At 50.4% G+C, this 18,954-nt stretch carries 19 protein-coding genes and 1 pseudogene; 7 read left to right on the top strand and 13 right to left on the bottom strand.

What is annotated here, in order from left to right; all coding sequences use genetic code 11:
• Positions 1 to 42: 42 nt before the first annotated feature.
• Positions 43 to 2,016 (top strand): site-specific recombinase, encoded by a 1,974-nt coding sequence (locus ACSSVF_RS08385; protein ID WP_492402782.1) that lies wholly within the window; start codon positions 43 to 45, stop codon positions 2,014 to 2,016.
• On the opposite strand, the gene ACSSVF_RS08380 is transcribed toward ACSSVF_RS08385, so the two are convergent.
• Together ACSSVF_RS08380 and yjgA are read right to left on the bottom strand one after the other, a co-directional pair.
• A complete protein-coding gene (locus tag ACSSVF_RS08380) occupies positions 2,013 to 2,279 on the bottom strand; it encodes a sulfurtransferase TusA family protein (RefSeq protein ID WP_492402780.1) in 267 nt (88 codons plus the stop codon). The genes ACSSVF_RS08385 and ACSSVF_RS08380 overlap by 4 nt on opposite strands.
• 108 nt (positions 2,280 to 2,387) lie before the next feature.
• Complete coding sequence (gene yjgA / locus ACSSVF_RS08375) at positions 2,388 to 2,918, bottom strand: ribosome biogenesis factor YjgA (protein WP_492402778.1); 531 nt, start codon at positions 2,916 to 2,918, stop codon at positions 2,388 to 2,390.
• Positions 2,919 to 2,992: 74 nt separating this feature from the next.
• Between yjgA and pmbA the strand changes: the two genes are divergently transcribed.
• Complete coding sequence (gene pmbA / locus ACSSVF_RS08370; protein WP_492402776.1) at positions 2,993 to 4,315, top strand: metalloprotease PmbA; 1,323 nt, start codon at positions 2,993 to 2,995, stop codon at positions 4,313 to 4,315.
• Positions 4,316 to 4,773: 458 nt separating this feature from the next.
• Here the strand turns inward: pmbA and ACSSVF_RS08365 are convergent.
• The 6 genes and pseudogenes from ACSSVF_RS08365 to panC form a co-directional block, all read right to left on the bottom strand.
• Positions 4,774 to 5,508 (bottom strand): annotated as a pseudogene (locus ACSSVF_RS08365) (MlaA family lipoprotein); the annotation flags it as partial.
• 220 nt (positions 5,509 to 5,728) lie between these two features.
• Positions 5,729 to 7,165 carry a cryptochrome/photolyase family protein gene (locus ACSSVF_RS08360; RefSeq protein WP_492402774.1) on the bottom strand — a complete coding sequence of 479 codons (1,437 nt, stop codon included), beginning with the start codon at positions 7,163 to 7,165 and terminating at the stop codon, positions 5,729 to 5,731.
• A gap of 2 nt (positions 7,166 to 7,167) precedes the next feature.
• Positions 7,168 to 7,635, bottom strand: a complete 468-nt coding sequence (gene rlmH, locus ACSSVF_RS08355) for a 23S rRNA (pseudouridine(1915)-N(3))-methyltransferase RlmH (RefSeq protein ID WP_492402772.1) — start codon at positions 7,633 to 7,635, stop codon at positions 7,168 to 7,170.
• A 145-nt stretch (positions 7,636 to 7,780) separates the two neighbouring features.
• Complete coding sequence (gene rsfS, locus ACSSVF_RS08350; protein WP_492402770.1) at positions 7,781 to 8,155, bottom strand: ribosome silencing factor; 375 nt, start codon at positions 8,153 to 8,155, stop codon at positions 7,781 to 7,783.
• Between the two features lie 17 nt (positions 8,156 to 8,172).
• Positions 8,173 to 8,553, bottom strand: a complete 381-nt coding sequence (panD, locus tag ACSSVF_RS08345; protein ID WP_442584308.1) for an aspartate 1-decarboxylase — start codon at positions 8,551 to 8,553, stop codon at positions 8,173 to 8,175.
• A 102-nt stretch (positions 8,554 to 8,655) separates the two neighbouring features.
• On the bottom strand, positions 8,656 to 9,510 hold the full coding sequence (gene panC, locus ACSSVF_RS08340; RefSeq protein ID WP_492402768.1) for a pantoate--beta-alanine ligase: 855 nt from the start codon (positions 9,508 to 9,510) through the stop codon (positions 8,656 to 8,658).
• Between the two features lie 161 nt (positions 9,511 to 9,671).
• On the opposite strand from panC, the gene mscL reads away from it, so the two are divergent.
• Positions 9,672 to 10,085: a large conductance mechanosensitive channel protein MscL gene (gene mscL / locus ACSSVF_RS08335; protein ID WP_492402766.1), complete on the top strand. Its 414-nt coding sequence runs from the start codon at positions 9,672 to 9,674 to the stop codon at positions 10,083 to 10,085.
• Positions 10,086 to 10,174: 89 nt separating this feature from the next.
• Here the strand turns inward: mscL and ACSSVF_RS08330 are convergent, their stop codons facing one another.
• Both ACSSVF_RS08330 and ACSSVF_RS08325 read right to left on the bottom strand, forming a co-directional pair.
• Positions 10,175 to 10,567, bottom strand: coding sequence for a hypothetical protein (locus tag ACSSVF_RS08330; RefSeq protein WP_492402764.1), 393 nt, complete (start codon positions 10,565 to 10,567; stop codon positions 10,175 to 10,177).
• 73 nt (positions 10,568 to 10,640) lie between these two features.
• Entirely contained in the window at positions 10,641 to 11,501 is an 861-nt protein-coding gene (locus ACSSVF_RS08325; protein ID WP_492402763.1) for a CorC family transporter, read from the bottom strand.
• 159 nt (positions 11,502 to 11,660) lie between these two features.
• Between ACSSVF_RS08325 and ACSSVF_RS08320 the strand changes: the two genes are divergently transcribed.
• Positions 11,661 to 15,362 carry a DUF748 domain-containing protein gene (locus ACSSVF_RS08320; protein ID WP_492402761.1) on the top strand — a complete coding sequence of 1,234 codons (3,702 nt, stop codon included), beginning with the start codon at positions 11,661 to 11,663 and terminating at the stop codon, positions 15,360 to 15,362.
• Between the two features lie 61 nt (positions 15,363 to 15,423).
• On the opposite strand, the gene ACSSVF_RS08315 is transcribed toward ACSSVF_RS08320, so the two are convergent.
• Genes ACSSVF_RS08315 through ACSSVF_RS08305 form a run of 3 tightly spaced genes read right to left on the bottom strand, consistent with a single transcriptional unit; the run spans position 15,424 to position 17,568 of the window.
• The gene (locus ACSSVF_RS08315; protein WP_492402759.1) at positions 15,424 to 16,062 is read right to left on the bottom strand and encodes a site-2 protease family protein; all 639 of its coding nucleotides are present in this window, start codon (positions 16,060 to 16,062) and stop codon (positions 15,424 to 15,426) included.
• Between the two features lie 36 nt (positions 16,063 to 16,098).
• The gene (locus ACSSVF_RS08310) at positions 16,099 to 16,710 is read right to left on the bottom strand and encodes an L-threonylcarbamoyladenylate synthase (protein WP_492402757.1); all 612 of its coding nucleotides are present in this window, start codon (positions 16,708 to 16,710) and stop codon (positions 16,099 to 16,101) included.
• Between the two features lie 6 nt (positions 16,711 to 16,716).
• The gene (locus ACSSVF_RS08305; protein WP_492402755.1) at positions 16,717 to 17,568 is read right to left on the bottom strand and encodes a 3',5'-nucleoside bisphosphate phosphatase; all 852 of its coding nucleotides are present in this window, start codon (positions 17,566 to 17,568) and stop codon (positions 16,717 to 16,719) included.
• A 140-nt stretch (positions 17,569 to 17,708) separates the two neighbouring features.
• Between ACSSVF_RS08305 and ACSSVF_RS08300 the strand changes: the two genes are divergently transcribed.
• From ACSSVF_RS08300 to ACSSVF_RS08290, 3 genes are all read left to right on the top strand, one after another.
• Positions 17,709 to 18,251, top strand: a complete 543-nt coding sequence (locus ACSSVF_RS08300; RefSeq protein ID WP_492402754.1) for a septation protein A — start codon at positions 17,709 to 17,711, stop codon at positions 18,249 to 18,251.
• Between the two features lie 92 nt (positions 18,252 to 18,343).
• The gene (locus ACSSVF_RS08295; RefSeq protein ID WP_492402752.1) at positions 18,344 to 18,643 is read left to right on the top strand and encodes a YciI family protein; all 300 of its coding nucleotides are present in this window, start codon (positions 18,344 to 18,346) and stop codon (positions 18,641 to 18,643) included.
• A gap of 1 nt (position 18,644) precedes the next feature.
• Positions 18,645 to 18,908, top strand: a complete 264-nt coding sequence (locus ACSSVF_RS08290; RefSeq protein WP_492402751.1) for a BolA family protein — start codon at positions 18,645 to 18,647, stop codon at positions 18,906 to 18,908.
• Positions 18,909 to 18,954 lie beyond the last annotated feature (46 nt).

Here is an 18,954-nt window from a genome sequence, read left to right as displayed (position 1 = left end):
CCTGCTCATAGTCGCCCCTATCAAAAAAAGAAAGTGTTTCACATGTTTCAAGTGACATTCGACCATCAGGCTGCGCGTATCGCCTCTGGTCATATCGACGACATTGCGTTTCTACGCGCATTATTTGAAGACATCCGCCCTCACCATGCCACGGATACCGAAAGTGCCAGCAAATCCATACAGGCACTGTGTTTTTTGCTACAACAACAGCCGCAATTCGCCCTGGCGTTACGCAATAGCATCCTGCGCCTGCTGGATGAAAAAAGTGTCATTTCGCTGTATTCAGAGCATGGCATCCAGTCTGACCTCGGCTTTTTTACCGAAATCTACCGCCGCTTCTCTCACAAACTGCTGCCTGAAGTCCCTGACCCCAAATACCTGAAAGATGTATTCGGGCAGATTTTTTACCGCAATAGTGATGCCTATTGGGTCACCGGCGTACCAAATACCGTCTGGCGCGACTTTATGCATACCCTGGCGCTGAGCGAAGGCAACTACGCGCAGCAGCTAAGTTGCACCCAGGAACTGAAGGATGCGTTACAGGTACTCTCTTATCGACTGTCCGCCTCCGGCCTTGACCCTGAGCTGATCTTACAGCATGAGGACCTGGAGAATAATGCCTCACCTTTTATCACGCAGAATATCGAGATACAGAAATTCCTCACGCTGACTGTGATTAACGCCGATGATATTCAGCATCTGTATGAGGTGCTCAAGCGTTGCGAACAATTAACTAATGACATCCGCAAGGCGAATGCCAAAACCGGCACCAGTATTTCATTGACTGCATTGATGCAAAGAATGCTGCAGCAAATCCACCGCATGCAATTGCTGGTGGATATTTTGCATGGTTTGCTGCTCAAGCACGATGTCAGCGATGCGATTGCGCGGCTGTTTAAACAATTGGTGTATGCGGAATGCAAAAAAAATAATCTGTCTGACTATTGGCGCCAGAACACCGAATTACTGGCTTTGCGCGTGACAGAAAATGCCAGCCACACCGGCGAACACTATATTGCGCAACACCGGCAGGAGTATTACAGGCTGATGGGTTCAGCCATGGGTGCCGGGGTGATCATTGCGTTTATGGCCATGTTTAAAATCATCATCGCCAGCTACCATTTTGCGCCCCTGGCCGAAGCCATTTTCTTCAGCCTTAACTATGGGTTGGGCTTTGTTCTCATTCACCTGCTGCATTTCACCGTTGCCACCAAACAGCCAGCGATGACGGCGGCCACTATCGCCGCCACCATTGACGACGACGGGCATGACAGTAAAAACATCCACAATCTGGTCAACATCGTGGCGCAGACCACCAGCAGCCAGACCATCGCCATTTTGGGCAATGTGATTGTGGTGATCCCCATGGCGATGTTGATCGACTGGCTGGTGGTGCAATACAGCGGCCACCATTTTATCGGTGAGGCCAAAGCGCATATCCTGCTTGATTCCAACAACCCCTTGATCAGCCTCAGCGCACTATATGCCGCCGTGGCTGGCGTCTGCCTGTTTCTATCTGGCTTGATTGCAGGTTACCATGACAATCTGGCAGCCTATAACCGCATCCCGGAACGCATTGCCAACCTGCCTCGCTTGCAACGCTGGCTGGGTAAAGAACGCCTATTGCGTATCGCGGAATATATCCGCCACAACCTTGGCGCGCTGGCGGGTAACTTCTATTTTGGCTGCCTGCTGGGGTTTGCTTCCGGTTTAGGTGTGATGTTGGGCTTGCCACTGGATATCCGCCATGTCACCTTTGTCGCGGCCTTCTCCGGCTATGCATTTTCTGCGCTGGATTTTCAGTTGAGTTATTACCTGCTGGGCACAGCGTTACTCGGTATTGTGGTGGTGGGGACAGTCAATTTGCTGACCAGTTTTGGCCTGGCTATTTTTGTGGCCATGAAATCACGGCAGGTGCGTTACCGGCACTGGAAAGCATTTGCGCTGGAATTAATGACCTTGCTCTATCGTCAGCCGTGGAGGTTTTTGCTGCCTCCTAAAAGGACAGAATCCTAGCTGTTTGAATCTGCTGAAGTGGCGGACGTGGATGTTTTCTCTATCAAGAAATGAAATATCCCATTCTCTTTTTTAAAAGAAAGCAAAGTCACCGGGTGATTGCTGATCAGGTTACGGATATTCTGCTCACTGCCCAATGCCGTGGTTTTAACCAGCATCACCTGCCCAGGCGGCAAGCTGTCTATGGCATCCTTGGTTCTTAACATCGGTTCAGGGCTTTCCAGTCCTGTTAAATCCAGTTCCAAATCAATATTATTCTGCACGACACTCCCCTGGTGGCTGGCACTCTTCTGTAAGTGCACAAGCCTGTTTTAAATGAAATGTAATTGATTTAAGTGTGCTGTACATCTATTGCGCCGCTAGCACTGATTTTATTCAGCAGACTCATCCGGCGCACTGCTCGTACCTTCGGCCAGTTCACGAATCATTTTGAATAACTCACGGCTGCTTTTTGGTGGTTTGTTGGCAGCCTGCTCTTTTTGCGCATTGCGGATCAGTGTACGCATCTGCTGCACATCCGTGCGCGGATACTCGACAAGAAACAACTCAAACGCTTTGGCGTCTTCTATCAGGCGGGTGCGCCAGCGTTCCATCTGGTGAAAGCGGGCATTCTCTTCGAGATGCTTGCCTTCCCATTTTTGTAATTGTTCCACAATCGGCGCCAGGTCAATGTCACGCATCAGGCGGCCGATATATTGCTTCTGGCGGCGAATGGCACCGTTAGCGGTGAGTCGTTTAGCCTCTACAATCGCGTCACTCAAGGCCTCGTCCAGTTGTAACTTCTTTAACCTGTCTTTCGGTAACTCAAGCAATTGACGCCCAATTTCCTGCGCGGCATCTGCCTCTGCCTTTAGTTTGGTTTTACTGGGGGGGAGAGATTCATCAAGGGGTTCTGCGGTCATGGGAAAAGCAATCTGTGCCAAATCACGGTATGATACCAGCTTTAACTGCCAAGCAAAAAACAAGCGCCCATAGCATGCAACTGGAACAACTCAAACAAATCTCGCAAGACATCATTCAATTGGCTAAGGCTTCAGGTGCGAGTAGTGCAGAAGCCGACGTGAGTTTTGGCACTGGACAGAATGTCTCCGTGCGTCAGGGCGAGACGGAAAACATCGAATACAACCGCGATAAAGGCTGCTCAGTCACCGTTTATTTCGGGCAGAGAAAAGGCTACGCCAGCACGTCTGATTTGAGCATGCAGGCGCTTAAAGATACAGTGCAGGCGGCCTGTAATATTGCCAAATACACTGCAGAAGATACATTTTGCGGCCTGGCAGATGCTGAGCGCATGGCCACAGAATTTCCAGACCTGTCACTGCATCATCCCTGGGATATCGACGTCGAGCAGGCCCTCGCCCTGGCAACACGCTGTGAGGCGGCAGCATTGGCGGTCGATTCGCGCATCAGCAACAGTGAAGGCGCGAGCGTGTATAGCCAGAGTGGCGCGTTTGCCTATGCCAACAGCCATGGTTTTGTGGGCGGCTACCCTAGTTCGCGCCACAGTATCAGCTGTTCAGTGATTGCAGAATCAAACAACCAGATGCAGCGCGATTACTGGTACACCAGCGCCCGCGATGCACACGATCTGGTATCGCCAGAACAAGTGGGCCAGATTGCAGGCTCACGTACGGTAAAAAGGCTGGACGCGCGCCCGATTAAAACCGGCCAGTATCCGGTGCTGTTTGAAGCGCCGCTGGCCAGTGGCCTGATTGGTACGCTGATCAGCGCCATATCAGGCGGTAATTTATACCGGAAATCTTCATTCTTGCTGGATAGCCTGGGGCAGACGATTGCCAGCCCGTTGCTGCATATCGATGAAGATCCTTTTATCCACAAAGGCGCAGGCAGCAGCCCTTTCGATAATGAAGGCGTTGCCTGCCAAAAGCGTACCCTGGTCAAAAATGGCGTATTACAAGGCTATTTGCTGGGCAGCTACTCAGCGCGGAAACTAGGCATGCAATCGACCGGTAATGCCGGGGGCTCGCATAATATCCTGGTGCGTTCGACCGGGCAGTCATTAGAGCAACTGTTGCAAACACTGGATACCGGATTGCTGGTGACCGAATTACTTGGTCATGGCATGAATATGATTACTGGCGACTATTCGCGTGGTGCCGCAGGTTACTGGGTAGAGAAAGGCGTGATTATTCACTCTGTGGAAGAGATCACCATTGCCAGCAACATGCTGGAGATGTTGAAAGGCATTATTGCGATTGGTAACGATACGATTCCGAACAGCTCAAAACTGACCGGTTCGATACTGATTGATCGTATGACGATTGCCTCTGCCGATTAAGCTGGCTGCGACACAAATAAAAAAGGCTTTGCAATCAATGCAAAGCCTTTTTTATTAAGCTTGATGACTTCAGGCGAATGACTTCTTACTGGCCTGCCTAGCTGCCAACGCTATTATTTTGCAGGCACTTCCAGTGTCAGCAACGTTTCATCAATTCCGGCCACTACATTGGCGGTATGTTCTTCCGTCGCGACCGTTTCGTCCGCAGGTTGCTGGCTGACTTGATCAACCAGCGGCGGCAATACTTCCTGAGTTTGTGTCGCCGCAGGTGTTTCAGTTGAATCTGCTGCTACATCAGGCACTGTTTGATCTGACACAGCTTGCTCAGTAGCAACTGCGATTTCTTCCACAGCAGGCTGCTGGACTTCGCTAGCGACAGCGCTGACATTTTCTTCAATTGGCGCATCCGATTGCAACACTATCGTATCAGCAGCGGCTGGCTGCTCAACTGAAGTCGCTTTAGCTGGTTCTTCATCTTCCGGCTCAAACTCATCCTGCAACAACTCTTGCGGTACGATGCCATCCTGAACCAAGCTGGCGCGGCGTTGCAGATAAGCATCACGCATAAAGGCATAGGGGTCAATCGACGCATCATCTACCAGGTCTTTAGCATCCAGCAATTGTGTACGTTTATCCACAAACTGTACTAAACGTATCTGGTTATGGGCACGAATCTGACCGGTGTTGTGCAGGTAAGTGATAGGGTCAGATGTCACCGTATCAAATGCCAGGCCACCCGCGTCACGCACGGTGCTAGGGCCTAAAATCGGCAAGACCAGATAGGGCCCGGGACCAACACCCCAGTGGCCCAGGGTTTGTCCAAAATCTTCCTGGTGTTTTGGAATATTGTCTTTGCTGGCAACATCAATAAAACCGGCAATACCAAAAGTGGTATTAATCACAAAACGGCCAGCATCGGTGAATGCCTGCGCGAATTTCAATTGCAGCAGGTCATTCACAACCGTGGTCAAAGTACCCAGGTTATTGAAGAAATTGCTGATGCCAGTACGTACGGGTGAAGGGGTCACTGCTTTGTAAGCCTTGGCAACCGGCTTCATGGCATATTGATCCACCACATCATTGAATTTGTATATTCCCCTGTTGACGCCTTCCAGCGGGTCTTTATTGGTGGTTGCACACCCCGAAAGACCTACAAGTAATGCAATCAATAAAACGGATTTTAGTTTTTTCATATTTTTCATTATATTTTAGATGAAGCGAATTGATATAAATGCCTTTATAAATTTAGTCATGGCATGTAAGAAGCTTATCTATCCTACAAATACCCTGCAATCACTTTTACGGCGCCCATTGCAGAAATTGAAGGGCAACAACGTAATCACGACCTACAACGAAAACCTTACTACCACCTTACCAACCGCAGCGTAAAACGAGTTTATTCTACATCAAATGTCATTTTTGCTTCACATTATTTTTGTATAGTGCTAGCGCCTCTTGCCGCTGTACAGCATGGTTTACAACCGGCATCGGATAGTCCACTTCCGGCATACTAACCAGTTGGTCTTTCTTGCTTACTGACCCTGTCCATGGTGCATGAATCACCTTATTATCCAGCGCAGCTAACTCAGGCACATATTTACGGATAAACTTGCCTTGTGCATCAAATTTTTCAGACTGTGACTGCGGATTAAAAATCCTGAAATACGGTTGCGCATCACAGCCGGTAGAAGCCGCCCATTGCCAGCCTCCATTATTCGCAGAGAAATCAAAATCAATTAATTTTTCGGCAAAATACTGCTCGCCCCAGCGCCAGTCAATCAACAAATCTTTCACCAGGAAACTGGCCACTACCATGCGCAACCGGTTATGCATATATCCGGTCTGGTTCAGCTGGCGCATGGCCGCATCTACAATCGGGAAACCAGTCCGCCCTTCACACCAGGCCGCAAACCAGTCGCGATTGTTGGGAAAAGGTAATTGGTCATATTCCAGGCGGTAGGCACGGCCTTCCAGTTGCAAATCCGGCCGGTGGTAACAAACCTGAAAATAGAAATCCCGCCAGATCAACTCGCTCAACCAGGTGGCTGCGCCCGCATTGCCGACAAGTGACAATTGCCAGGCCGCATTTGCCAATTGGCGGATCGAGATAGTGCCAAAGCGCAAATGCACCGATAAATAAGAGACCCCTTTGATGGCCGGATAGTTGCGTGCATCCTCATAATCTTCTATCCGCTGCAGGAAGTCGTTAAATAGTTGTTGCGCGCCAGCGATACCGGTAGGCAAACGCATGTTTTTTAAATTGGTGCGGGAGAAACCCAGGCTTTCCAGCGACGGCATGGGTTCGCTGGCTATATTGGCCAAAGAAGATAGATAGCGTTTTACGGGGTAAGCTTTAAGGTAAAACGGATTCAGCTTGGCCAGGTGCGCTCTTTTATAAGGCGTAAATACACCATAAGGCTTGCCGGTCTGGGTCAGGATCTCATCCTGCTCAAACAACACCTGGTCTTTGAATAAATGTAAGGTTTGGTCGGCGCGCAACAGAGCCTGCGCCACCTGCGCATCGCGCGCAATCGCCATCGGCTCGTAATCGCGGTTGGCGTACACGGCTGCCACTGCAAGCTGTTGCGCCAGTTTGGGGATTTCCTCCAGCGCTTTGCCATGGCGGACCAGTAAATCGGCGCCTGACTGCTGTAACGCGTGTTTGAGCTCAGTTGCGCTTTCCCAGATAAATTCAACCCGTCGGTCGTGTTTGTCAGGCAAGGCATCGAGGATATCGCTATCAAACACAAATGCCACATAGACCTGCTCGTGTCGCTTCAGCGCATGATACAAGGCGGCATGATCCTCCAGGCGTAAGTCACGACGCAACCAGACCAAAGCTTTAGACATGATTATTCCCGGTGATAAGGATGACCACTTAGGACCGTATGCGCGCGATAGAGTTGCTCGGCCAGCATCACACGCACCATGCCATGCGGCATGGTTAACTTTGAAAGGCTGAATAGCCACTGCGCTTGCGCCTTCAATTGCGGGTGCAAGCCATCCGCACCGCCAATGACCAGCGATACATCACGGCCGAGCTCCTGCCAACCTTTCAACTTTTCTGCCAATTGCAGCGTAGTAACCGCCTGGCCACTCTCATCGAGCGCCACCAGGTAATCTTTACCGGCGACTTCGAGGATACGTTTGGCTTCAGCTTCTTGCACGACTTCGCTGTTTTTGCCTGCTGCACGCTTGTCGGGTTTGATCTCGATGATGCGCGTTTCCAGCTCGCGCGGCATGCGCTTTAAATACTCAGCACAGGCGGATTCAACCCAGTCAGGCATTTTATGTCCTACCGAGATGATATTTAGCTTCATGCAGCGATGGCGAATAGAGTGAAGCGGGAGAAAACCAGTGCGCGAGCCCACTTAAAATCGTTGAGAACCTGCAAGGTTGCTCCGGCTTTAGTGTTGAGTACAGCTTGTACTCTAGTCTGCGCGCACATGGTGCAGATGACGTTGATTAAGCGGCGGAAGAAGCTGCGCGTCGCGACTGCGACTCGCTCCATAACTGCTCAAGGTTGTAGTAAGCACGGGTGGCAGGCACCATGACATGGATGACGATCTCGTCTAGGTCAACCAAAACCCATTCACCATCTTTTTCACCTTCGATACCACGTGCGTCCACGCCTTTTTCTTTCAGCTTCTCGCGGACATTATCCGCAATCGCCTTGCATTGGCGGGTGGAGTTACCGCTCGCCACAATCATGTAGCTGGTGAGCGTCGTCATCTTATGTACATCCATGACGGTAATATCAAACGCTTTAATGTCTTCCAGCGCGTCGACGACGGCCAGTTTCATCTCTTCAAGGGAGATATTTTTATCTATAGGTTGCATGGGCACATTCAATGGATTCAGGCAGCTTGCGCCGGGATATGGTCTTTTTGTTCGACGATACGATTATGCGTATCGACATAGACCAGTTGAGGATGATAGCTGGCTAACTCAGCTTCGGTATATTGTGAATAACTGGCGATAATAATCAGATCGTCCGGATCTGCCTTGTGTGCAGCAGCACCATTGACAGAAATCACTCCGGAATGACGCTCAGCGCGGATCGCGTAAGTCGTAAAGCGCTCGCCATTGTTGATGTTGTAAATCTGGATTTGCTCATATTCGTGAATATTGGCAGCTTCCAGCAAGGCTTCATCGATGGCGCAACTACCCTCGTAGTGCAGCTCGCTGTGCGTGACACGCACCCGATGCAGCTTTGATTTCAACATGGTTCTTTGCATTGCATCCCTTCAGTTAATTCCCGCCAGCGCGGAAAAGGTCGTAATTATAAAGTTATCAATAGCTTAGCGCAAAATAATTTTCATAAAAACGCGACGATTTTCCTAAAGGCTCACTTCACAATTATCAATCAGCCGGGTATTACCCAGTTTGGCCGCGGCCAATACCACTAGTTCCGTCTGGCTGGCGGAAGGCGTGCTCAAATCATGTTGTGCAAGAATCTCTACATAATCTACCTGCCAGCCCAGTTGTTTGAGCGTCAAAACAGCATGCTGGCTCAACGCCTCGTAATCTCGCCTGCCATGTTGCAACGCCGCCCGCACCTGTTGCAATTGTGCATACAGTTGGGCAGCCTGTATTTTTTGCTCAGGGGTCAGATAACCGTTACGGGAACTCATGGCCAGACCGGAAAGTTCGCGCATGGTCTCAACTCCAACAATTTCAATACCAAAATTGAGTTGCCGCACCAGCGTCCGGATCACCATCAACTGCTGGTAGTCTTTTTTACCAAACACGGCGAAATCAGGTTTCACCATATGGAACAACTTGGTCACCACCGTCGCCACACCGGCAAAATGCCCAGGTCGGCTGGCACCACACAAACCATCCGCCAGTGGCGGAGGCTGCACGATGACTTGCTGCTGCAAATCCTGGCCATTGAAGTCAGGGTACATTTCCTCGACTGCCGGGGCAAAAACAACATCTGCACCTACGGCGCGCAATTGCTCACAATCTGCTTGCAATGTACGTGGGTAACTACCGAAATCTTCATTCGCCCCGAACTGCAACGGGTTCACAAAAATGCTCACCACCACGATACCTGCCCGGCTTTTAGCCTGCCGAACCAGTTCACAATGCCCGGCATGCAAATTGCCCATGGTGGGGACAAAACCGATAGACTGGCCAGTGTGATCCTCAAGAAACGCGCGCAATTCGCGCAAAGTATGAAACAACTGCATGGATGGGTGCCAGACCTTTGGGCTTAATATGGCAGCATTATATAACACTGCCCATTTTTCAATGAATGGCAGCAGATAATTGACAACTAGGCAAATCAAAGACTATAGTCACTCATGCAAGTTTATGTAAACAAAAATTAACAATTCGAGGAGTATCAGCTATGAGTGTGGCATCGGAATTTAAACAGTTTGCGCTAAAAGGCAACGTCATGGACCTGGCAGTCGGTGTGATCATAGGCGGCGCGTTTGGCAAAATCGTTGACTCGCTGGTCAACGACATCATCATGCCGGTGATCGGCAAGATTTTTGGCGGGTTTGATTTCAGCAATATGTATGTGCCGCTGAATGGCCAATCTGCTGACCTGGCACTGGTGGAAGCGAAGAAGTTAGGCGCCGTGCTGGCCTACGGTAACTTCATTACCATTGTGCTGAACTTCATTATCCTGGCGTTTATTATTTTCCAGATGGTTAAATTCATGAACAGCCTGAAACAATCTGAACCGCCACCAGCCCCTGCAGCCACGCCGGAAGACATTCTGCTGTTGCGCGAAATTCGTGACAACCTGAAAAAATAACGACCTTATCATTCGTGTGAAATATAAAGGGCGCCTGAGGCGCCCTTTATATTTTCGGGTAATGACTCAGCAAAAATCAGCCTTCCCTATTAAAAAGGTTGCCCTTCCTGGGGTTGCACTTCGTAGGTCTGACCTTGCGAAGAATCTGAACCATCATTATTCAGAAACACGATCACACTGACTTGGTCATCAATAATATCCAGCTCGGTGGTAGGGTAAAAAGCGCCCTGCTCGTCCTTGTTGATATTATGGTAATGCCAGATAGAGGCCACCACGCGGCCACTGTCTTTTAATTTCACATCTTCTGCACGCGCAGGTTCGCCCAGCAATGCAATAATTTCTGAGCGCTTGAGCTTGCTGACTGCATTCACAAAGCCTTGCTCGTCCTGAGGAAGTTTTTCAGTCGTCTGGCCAGCCCATGCAGGCTGGCTTACCGATAGCAACGCCGCCGCCAGCGTATAAAACCAGGATTGTGTTTTCATCTTAACGCTCCTTTTCAGATAGTCAGGCAATCAAAACAACTATTGGTTCGCGCCAACGCCGCATGCACAAATACTAGACAGATTCTATCGGGTAAGGCTCTTCCGGCAATTGTTCTACCAGCAGCACATGTACGCGACGGCTATCGGCATGCACGACAGTGACGCTCAGGTTATCAATGCGAATCTGCTCACCGCGTTTTGGTAAATGGCCAAAATGGTTCACCACCAGGCCACCCACGGTAGAAAACTCTTCATCACTAAACTGGGTACCCAGCGCTTCATTGAGTTCACCGATTTCCGTCAGCGCTTTAACACGATAGGTACCAGCCTCTTGCTGGATGATATTACCTTCGGTTTCGTCATCATCGTACTCATCTTCGATATCGCCGACAATTTGCTCGAGCACATCCTCAATCGTGACCATGCCGGCCACTCCGCCGTACTCATCCACCACAATGGCGATATGGTTACGGTTACTGCGAAACTCTTTCAACAATACATTCAAGCGCTTGGACTCAGGGATAAACACTGCCGGTCGCAGCATATCGCGCAACTCGAAAGACTGGTCAGCGTAATAACGCAACAAATCCTTGGCTAGCAGGATGCCTATGACATCATTTTTATTATCTTCAATGACCGGGAAACGGGAGTGGGCTGTTTCAATGACAAACGGGAGGAAGGTTTCAGCGGGTTGTGCAATGTCAATCACATCCATTTGTGAGCGCGGGATCATGACATCGCGCACTTGCATTTCACTGACCTGCAGGACACCCTCAATCATGGCGAGGGAATCGCCATCCATCAAGTGGTTTTCATAAGCCCCATGCAGCAACTCAACCAGTTGCTCGCGATCTTCTGGCTCGCGCAGAAGAAAATGACTTAATCGTTCTAATAAAGAGGGTTTATGTGACAACTTTTCCGGCTCAGAAGCCATACGTACTGCTGAAAACAGCATCCTGTGTAAAGAGATGATTTAAGCATACATTAAAAACCATGAATATGTCACCTTCAGCAAACCTGGAATCATCGCTTTGTACGTGATTTCACGCAGTGAATGGCACTTTTCGGCACAAATCTGCTAAATTATCTGCCTATGTTAAATCGCCTCACTCCCGTACTTACCGCACTGCGCAAATCGCTGATTACCAAGATCATTGCCGGACTCGTTGTGTTCTATTTCCTGTTTGCCTGGCTGGCCGTCAATCCGCTGGCGAAATGGTTGCTGCCCAAGGTGGCAGAATCGCAACTGGCAAGTAAAGCCAGCGTTGAAAAAGTCACGTTTGACCCTTTCCGGTTGACGACCACCATAGATCGCTTTGCACTGACTGAGCAAAATGGCGCGCCATTGGCATCGTTTGACAAGTTGGTTGTAGATCTGGAATTCAGTGGCCTGTTCAGTTGGGCCTGGAAACTGAAACAGGTGGCAGTATCCTCTCCCCGTATCAACCTGCATATTTCCAAACAGGGACGCCTCAACTGGGCTGACCTGATCGCCAAACTAAATGAGGACCCTACGCCGCCAGAAAAAGAGCTACCGCGTGTGATTATTGAAAATATCGATATCCGCCAGGGCGATATCGAATACCTGGATGATCATCATGCCACGCCGTTGCAAGCCTCATTAAAGCCGCTGGACTTTGAACTGGATGGCTTTTCGACGCTGCCTGAAGACCGTGGCGACTACCTGATTGCGGCCAAACTGCCTTACCAGGGCGGCACTTTAAAATGGAAAGGTAATTTCGGCGTTAATCCGCTGGCATCACAAGGCTCGCTGGCGATCGAAGGCTTGCAAATAGCCAAAGTCGCGCAATGGGTCAATACGCAATCGCTGTCCTTACAGCCCGATGCCGGGATTTTTTCCAGCCAGCTCAAATATGATTTCTCCCTGCCGAACCAGCATCCGAGATTATTGCTTAGCGATGCCAAATTAGAAGTCCACGCCCTGGCAGGAAAACTGGCGCAAGGTGATCGCCTGGCCTTGAACCAACTTACGTTATTTATCAAACAGTTACTGCTGGAGCAACAGCAAGCTACTAACATCACAACGCAAACAATTACTTTTAAACTGGATCAACTGCAGTTACAAAAACCGCAAGCCACGTTGTCGCTGGCATCGGCCAATGCCACATTACCCGGCCTGGCCTTTAGCCACAGCGACCATGCGCAGCTGAGTTTTGAAAACCTGAACCTGCAATTCGGCCAATTGCAGTTACAGCACCAGCAAAAAAACCTTTTCCACTTGCCTGCCTTGTCGGTTGAACAAGTAAGCCTGAACCTGGCCGAACGCCACGCCGCTATCGCCAACATTGTGCTGGCAGATGGCAAACTGGCCGCGACACATCGCGCCGATGGTACCCTGGATTGGCAACAGGCATTTGCCTCGGCGACGGCGACGCAGCCCACCGAAAAAACGCCAGCCAATCAAGAGGCAACGCCCGCTGCAGAAAAGCAGGAAACGCCTTTTCATATCGCTATTGAAAACATTGCGCTTGCGCATTGGCAACTCACCTACCTTGACCAGCAATTTGCCAAACCACTGGAAGCGACGGTGTCTGACTTTAACCTGCAACTGTCACTAGAGCAGCAAACAGTAGCCCAGCAGGCAGAGTTACAGATCAGGCAGGTCAAAGCCGAAGCCAATCAGCTCAGCGTACAATCAGACAATAAACCAGTCGCGCAACTGGCCAGCCTGGCACTGACAGATGGTCACGTGGCATTGGCTCAGCAAAACATCAGCCTGGGTGCTTTGCAACTGACCGGCCTGAAAACCAGCGTCATCCGGCAAGCTGATCAACAGTTGAACTGGCAAGCATTACTCGCTCCGGCTGCACTCAAACATACACCGGCGATGCAAACCCAGCCAGTGAACACATCAACAGCCACGCCTGCACCAGCAACAAAGTCCACATGGGCATATGGCTTAAAACGCTTTACCTTGCAACACGCAGATATTCATATTGAAGACCAAACCACCTCCACACCGGTGATCCTTGATGTGACGGATGGCAGGATTGAAGTGGCCGACCTGAGCCAGCAGATGACACGCGCCTTACCTCTTAAAGCGGCCTTTAAGCTGAAACAGGGCGGGCAGTTCAGCGCCCAGGGGAAGTTATCTCCAGCGCCGTTTAAAACGGACCTGCAATTATCGCTGGCCGATCTGTCACTCAAACCTTTTGCGCCTTATATCCAGCAAGTCGCGCTGCTTAAGCTGCAAGATGGCAGTGCGAGTGTGCAGGGGAAACTGCAACAAGCGGCAAACGGCACGACGACATTTGATGGCGGCTTTAGCGTTAATCACTGGTCATTACTCGAAGAGTCCAGCCAGCAACCTTTTTTACGTTGGGAAAAACTGCAGGGTGATGGCCTGGCACTGTCATTGGCGCCCAACCGCTTGCAGATCAGTACGCTGACGCTAAATAACCCGCAAACAAAATTCATTATTTACCCGGACCGCAGCCTGAATATTTCAAAAGTGATGCGCAACCCGGCATCCGCTGGCAGCGAAGCATCTGCTACTAACCCGGCAATCGCAAACCAGGCAGGCACGGTGACGCCTTCCAAAAATACTGCCGCCGACAGCAATGATAAAAACAAGTCAGCAGACTTTCCTGTTGCGATTGATACCTTGCGCATCAATGGTGCCGAGCTGGAGTTTGCCGACCTGTCGTTGCCACAACCTTTTGGCACGCACATTCACTCGCTTGGCGGGGTGATTAATGGCATCTCGACTAACCCAGCGGCAACAGCCCAGGTAGAACTGGATGGCAAAGTCGATGACTATGGTTCTGCGCGTATCTATGGCGCATTGCAACCTTTCAAAGCCACCGACTTCACCGATATCAAACTGGCATTTACCAATCTTGAAATGAATCACCTGACGCCTTACTCGGGCAAGTTCGCCGGCCGCAAAATTGAGTCGGGCAAACTATCGGTGAACCTGGAATACAAAATCAAACAGCGGCAACTGGCTGGCGAGAATAAATTCATCATCAAAAAACTCACGCTGGGTGAAAGGGTCGATAGTAAAGACGCACCCAATCTGCCGCTGGATCTTGCCATTGCCATTCTGGAAGACAGTGATGGCGTGATCGACCTGGATCTACCCATCAGCGGCAGCCTGGATGACCCAAAATTCAGTTATGGCAGTATTTTGTGGAAGGCCTTCACCAATGTGCTGACTAAAATCGTGACCTCCCCTTTCAGCGCGCTCGGCAAGCTGTTTGGCAGTAGCGAAAAGCCGGAAGCGATTGTGTTTGAGCCTGGGAAATCCATTGTTTCCCCGCCAGAACTGGAGAAACTGCATGCTGTCAGCACTGCGCTGGGTAAACGCCAGCAATTAAAACTGGGCATCATCCCCGGCTATGACAGTGCGACAGACACGCGTGCGATCCAGGAAACCACTTTGCGCAAACAAGTAGCCGAAGAAATGGGTGTGCGCCTGGAAGCAAATCAAACGGCGGGGCCCATAGACCTGAATAACCCCAAAGCGCAAGCAGCGATCCAGGCCTTGCATGACCGCCTGACCAACAAAGGCTTGCTCAAGCGTTTGGCAGCCAAACTGGAAAAAGCCCCGGCTGGGTTTTATGCGCAGGCGCAGGAAGCGTTGACTACCAGCATACAGGTGTCTGAAACTGACCTGCAATCGTTGGCAAAAGCCCGTGCGGATGCTATTCAGAAAGTATTGAGTGAAGCAGGAGTGAGTGCGGATAGGGCAGCATCAGCGCCCCCTGTTGCGGTCAAAGCTGACCACGATCAGGTGCCTAGCAAGCTGACTTTAGATGTGATGAAGCGCTAAGCCGATTGCATTTAACGGTAATGCGTTGAAATGGCATGGCCGTTGTAACGACCCTGCCGAATCACATCACCAGCACTGTCAGTAACTGCTGGAAAAACCGCAACGCCGGCGAAAGAATCATGCTTAATATGCCGGTGAATAACAGCGCAATTAAAATTAGCATGCCATAACGCTCAATACGCGAAAAGGCAATCGCCGCTTTCATGGGCAACAGGCTGACGGCGACCCGGCCGCCATCCAGTGGCGGCAATGGCAATAAGTTCAGCACCATCAGCACCAGGTTGATCTGGATACCGGCAATACTCATCTGCGCCAGAAAATCCTGTGCGGAATGCGGAAACAATTCAATCCTCGCCAGTATCAGCCCCCAGCCTATGGCCATCACAAAATTAGAGGCAGGCCCAGCCAATGCGACCCACAACATGTCTTTCTTTGGGCGACGCAAATTAGCAAAATTGACCGGCACCGGTTTCGCCCAGCCAAACAACACGCCACCTAGCAGCACACTTAAGGCAGGCAACAATATGGTCCCGATGGGGTCTATGTGCTTGAACGGATTCAGCGTGATCCGTCCCATGCGCTCGGCTGTCAGATCACCAAAATACTTGGCCGCATAACCATGCGCGGCTTCATGCACTGTGATCGCAAACAAAATGGGTAAGGCATAAGCTGCGATTTTTTGTATAGCGGTTAATTCCATTTGCTTTCTAATTCCACTTTAATTTCCTGACCTCCATTAAGGCCAGGGAGCGACGCCGGCACGCACCAGCTCGGGCGGGTCTTGGGTCAAATCCAGCACGGTAGTCGCGCCTACATGCACGATGTCACTGTCAATCACGGCATCGACCTGGTGCTCCAGGGTTTCACGGATCTCCCAGCCGACAGACATAGGCACCTCATCACCCGGCAATTGCAGCGTCATGCTCAGCAGCGGTATATCCAGCGCTTCCAGCAAGGCTTGCACCACAATATGTTTGGGTACCCGCAAACCGATAGTGCTGCGTTTGGGATGTTGCAGGCGCCTGGGTACTTCGCGACTGGCTTCCAGCAAAAAGGTATAAGCGCCTGGCGTCAGTGCCTTCAACAAGCGGAACTGGCTGTTGTTCACTTTGGCATAAGTACCAATCTCTGCCAGGTCACGGCAAATCAACGTGAATGGATGCTCATCATCCACGCCACGTAAGCGCCGGATACGTGTTTGCGCCTCTTTATATTCCATGGAACAGACCAGCGCGTAACTGGAATCAGTCGGGCAAGCGACCACCCCGCCCTGCTGGATCAACTGGGCGGCCTGCTGTATCAATCTCGCCTGCGGGTTTTCCGCGTGAATAATAAAGTATTGAGCCATGACTGATTATTGCAACACACTGGCTTCCGGCCAATCTTGCCACACAGGGACGCAGCCAAGGGGTAAATCTGGCAAGCGTCCCATTTCCATATAAGACAACCCTGGCCCATGATAATCAGAGCCTTGCGAAGCTTTCAGGTCAAAACTGTGCGCCAATTTGGCAAACTGCACATATTGCGGTGGCTGATGACTACCGGTGACCACTTCCAGTGCCACGCCGCCCTGATCCCTGAACTCATTCAATAACAAATGCAGATTGACGAACCCCAGATCATAGCGCCCGGGATGTGCCAGCACCGCGACACCGCCACTGTCTTTAATCAGGGTCAGTGCCTCCTCCAGGCTCATCCATTCATAATTCACATAGCCGGGCTTGCCCTTGACCATATATTTTTTAAATACCGATTTAATATTTTTGGCATGGCCCTGTTTCACCAGAAACTGGGCAAAATGACTGCGTGTCATCACACTATTACCGGCGATCGCCCTGGCACCTTCATAAGCATCGGCAATGCCAGCCTTGGCCAACCCTTCTGCAATCTGCCGCGCGCGCGAGTCACGCCCTTCGCGCACTTTGGCAAAGGCTTCCAGCAACGGTGGATGATTGGGATTCACGCGCAAGCCGACAATGTGCAAGGTGCGTTTTCTCCAGGTGGCCGATATTTCCACACCATCAATAAAATGAATGCCATGCTGTTCAGCCGCGGCCCTCGCACGCGCCAGGCCGCTGACTTCATCGTGATCGGTCAATGCCAGCACACGCACGCCCTTGCTGGCTGCATGCGCCACCAGTTCCTCAGGCGTGAGCAAGCCATCTGACATGGTAGAGTGGCAATGGAGGTCAATAGGGACTGTCATGGTGGATGGATAATGGCAATTCGGTGAGTGGATGGGAAGTCACTTGCCTGAGCAATCAGGAAACGAACTTTACATTTCGACAGAAATCATAGCAAAATAGTGCCCTCACAGATAGCAGGAATTCAGTCACTGATCCCCTCATGCAAGTCATTATCGATTTATTACCCGTCATCCTCTTTTTTATCGCCTACAAAAAAGCCGGGATCTTCGTGGCCACCTCAGTCGCTATCATCAGCACGCTGGTACTCATGCTCATCGTCTGGATCAAACGCGGCAAAATCGACAAGATGCTGATGATCAATGGTGCCGTGATTACAATCCTAGGCGGTATCACCTTGTTATTACACGACAAAACCTACATCATGTGGAAGCCGACCGTGATTTACTGGATAGGTGCATTGGCACTGTTATTCAGCCGCTACGTGTTCCAGAATAACCTGATCGCACGCATGTTTGGCAAAATCATAGCGCCGCCAGCCAGTGTGTGGGATAAGCTAAACCTGTGCTGGGTCCTCTTTTTAATCGGGCTGGGCAGTTTAAATCTGTATGTGGCGTTTCACTATACTGAAGAAGACTGGGTCAACTTCAAACTGTTTGGCACAACCAGCCTGATGTTCGTTTTTATTATCAGTCAGGTCTTTGTATTAAAAGATTACTGGATAGAGCACACACCTCCGGCGTGACAGGACTATCACTTTCCTTCAGGAAATTTGCTTCATGACGGATGTGCGCATTAAAACTGCGTTTTGCCTGATTCAACCAATGGAATGACCTTATGTTATATATGATTTACGCGCAGGATACCGCCAACAGCTTGCCATTACGCTTGCAGCACCGGCCTGCACACCTTGAACGCCTGCAACAATTGCAAACACAAGGCCGCTTGATATTGGCCGGCCCCTTACCCGCCATCGACAATGTAGACCCGGGTGAAGCCGGCTACAGCGGCAGCCTGATCGTGGCAGAATTTGATTCTTTACAAGCCGCCACCGAGTGGGCGAATAATGACCCGTTCGTACACGCAGGTGTCTACGGCAAAGTTTCTGTGAACCCTTTCCGCAAGACGTTGCCATAAAATGCTGCGAACCGAAATTACGCAGCGCTTGCAAGCCCTAAACCCTGAACAACTGGACATTCAAGACGACAGTGCTTTGCATCAAGGACACGCAGGAAACACGGGCGGCGGGCATTTCACCATCACGGTAAAAAGCTCGCTATTTTCAGGAAAATCGCAGATAATGCGCCATCGCATGGTATACCAATGCTTGCATGACTTGATGCCTCATCGCATACACGCGCTTAGTATCAACGCATTATCTTCTGATGAGTCATCTGATTGAAACAATTCTATTTTTTAATATTGCACCATTTCGTTTTTTAAGGATA

Source organism: Methylophilus sp. E2MeOHC9, assembly GCF_058744375.1.
This window is presented reverse-complemented; position numbering and strand designations above follow the sequence as displayed.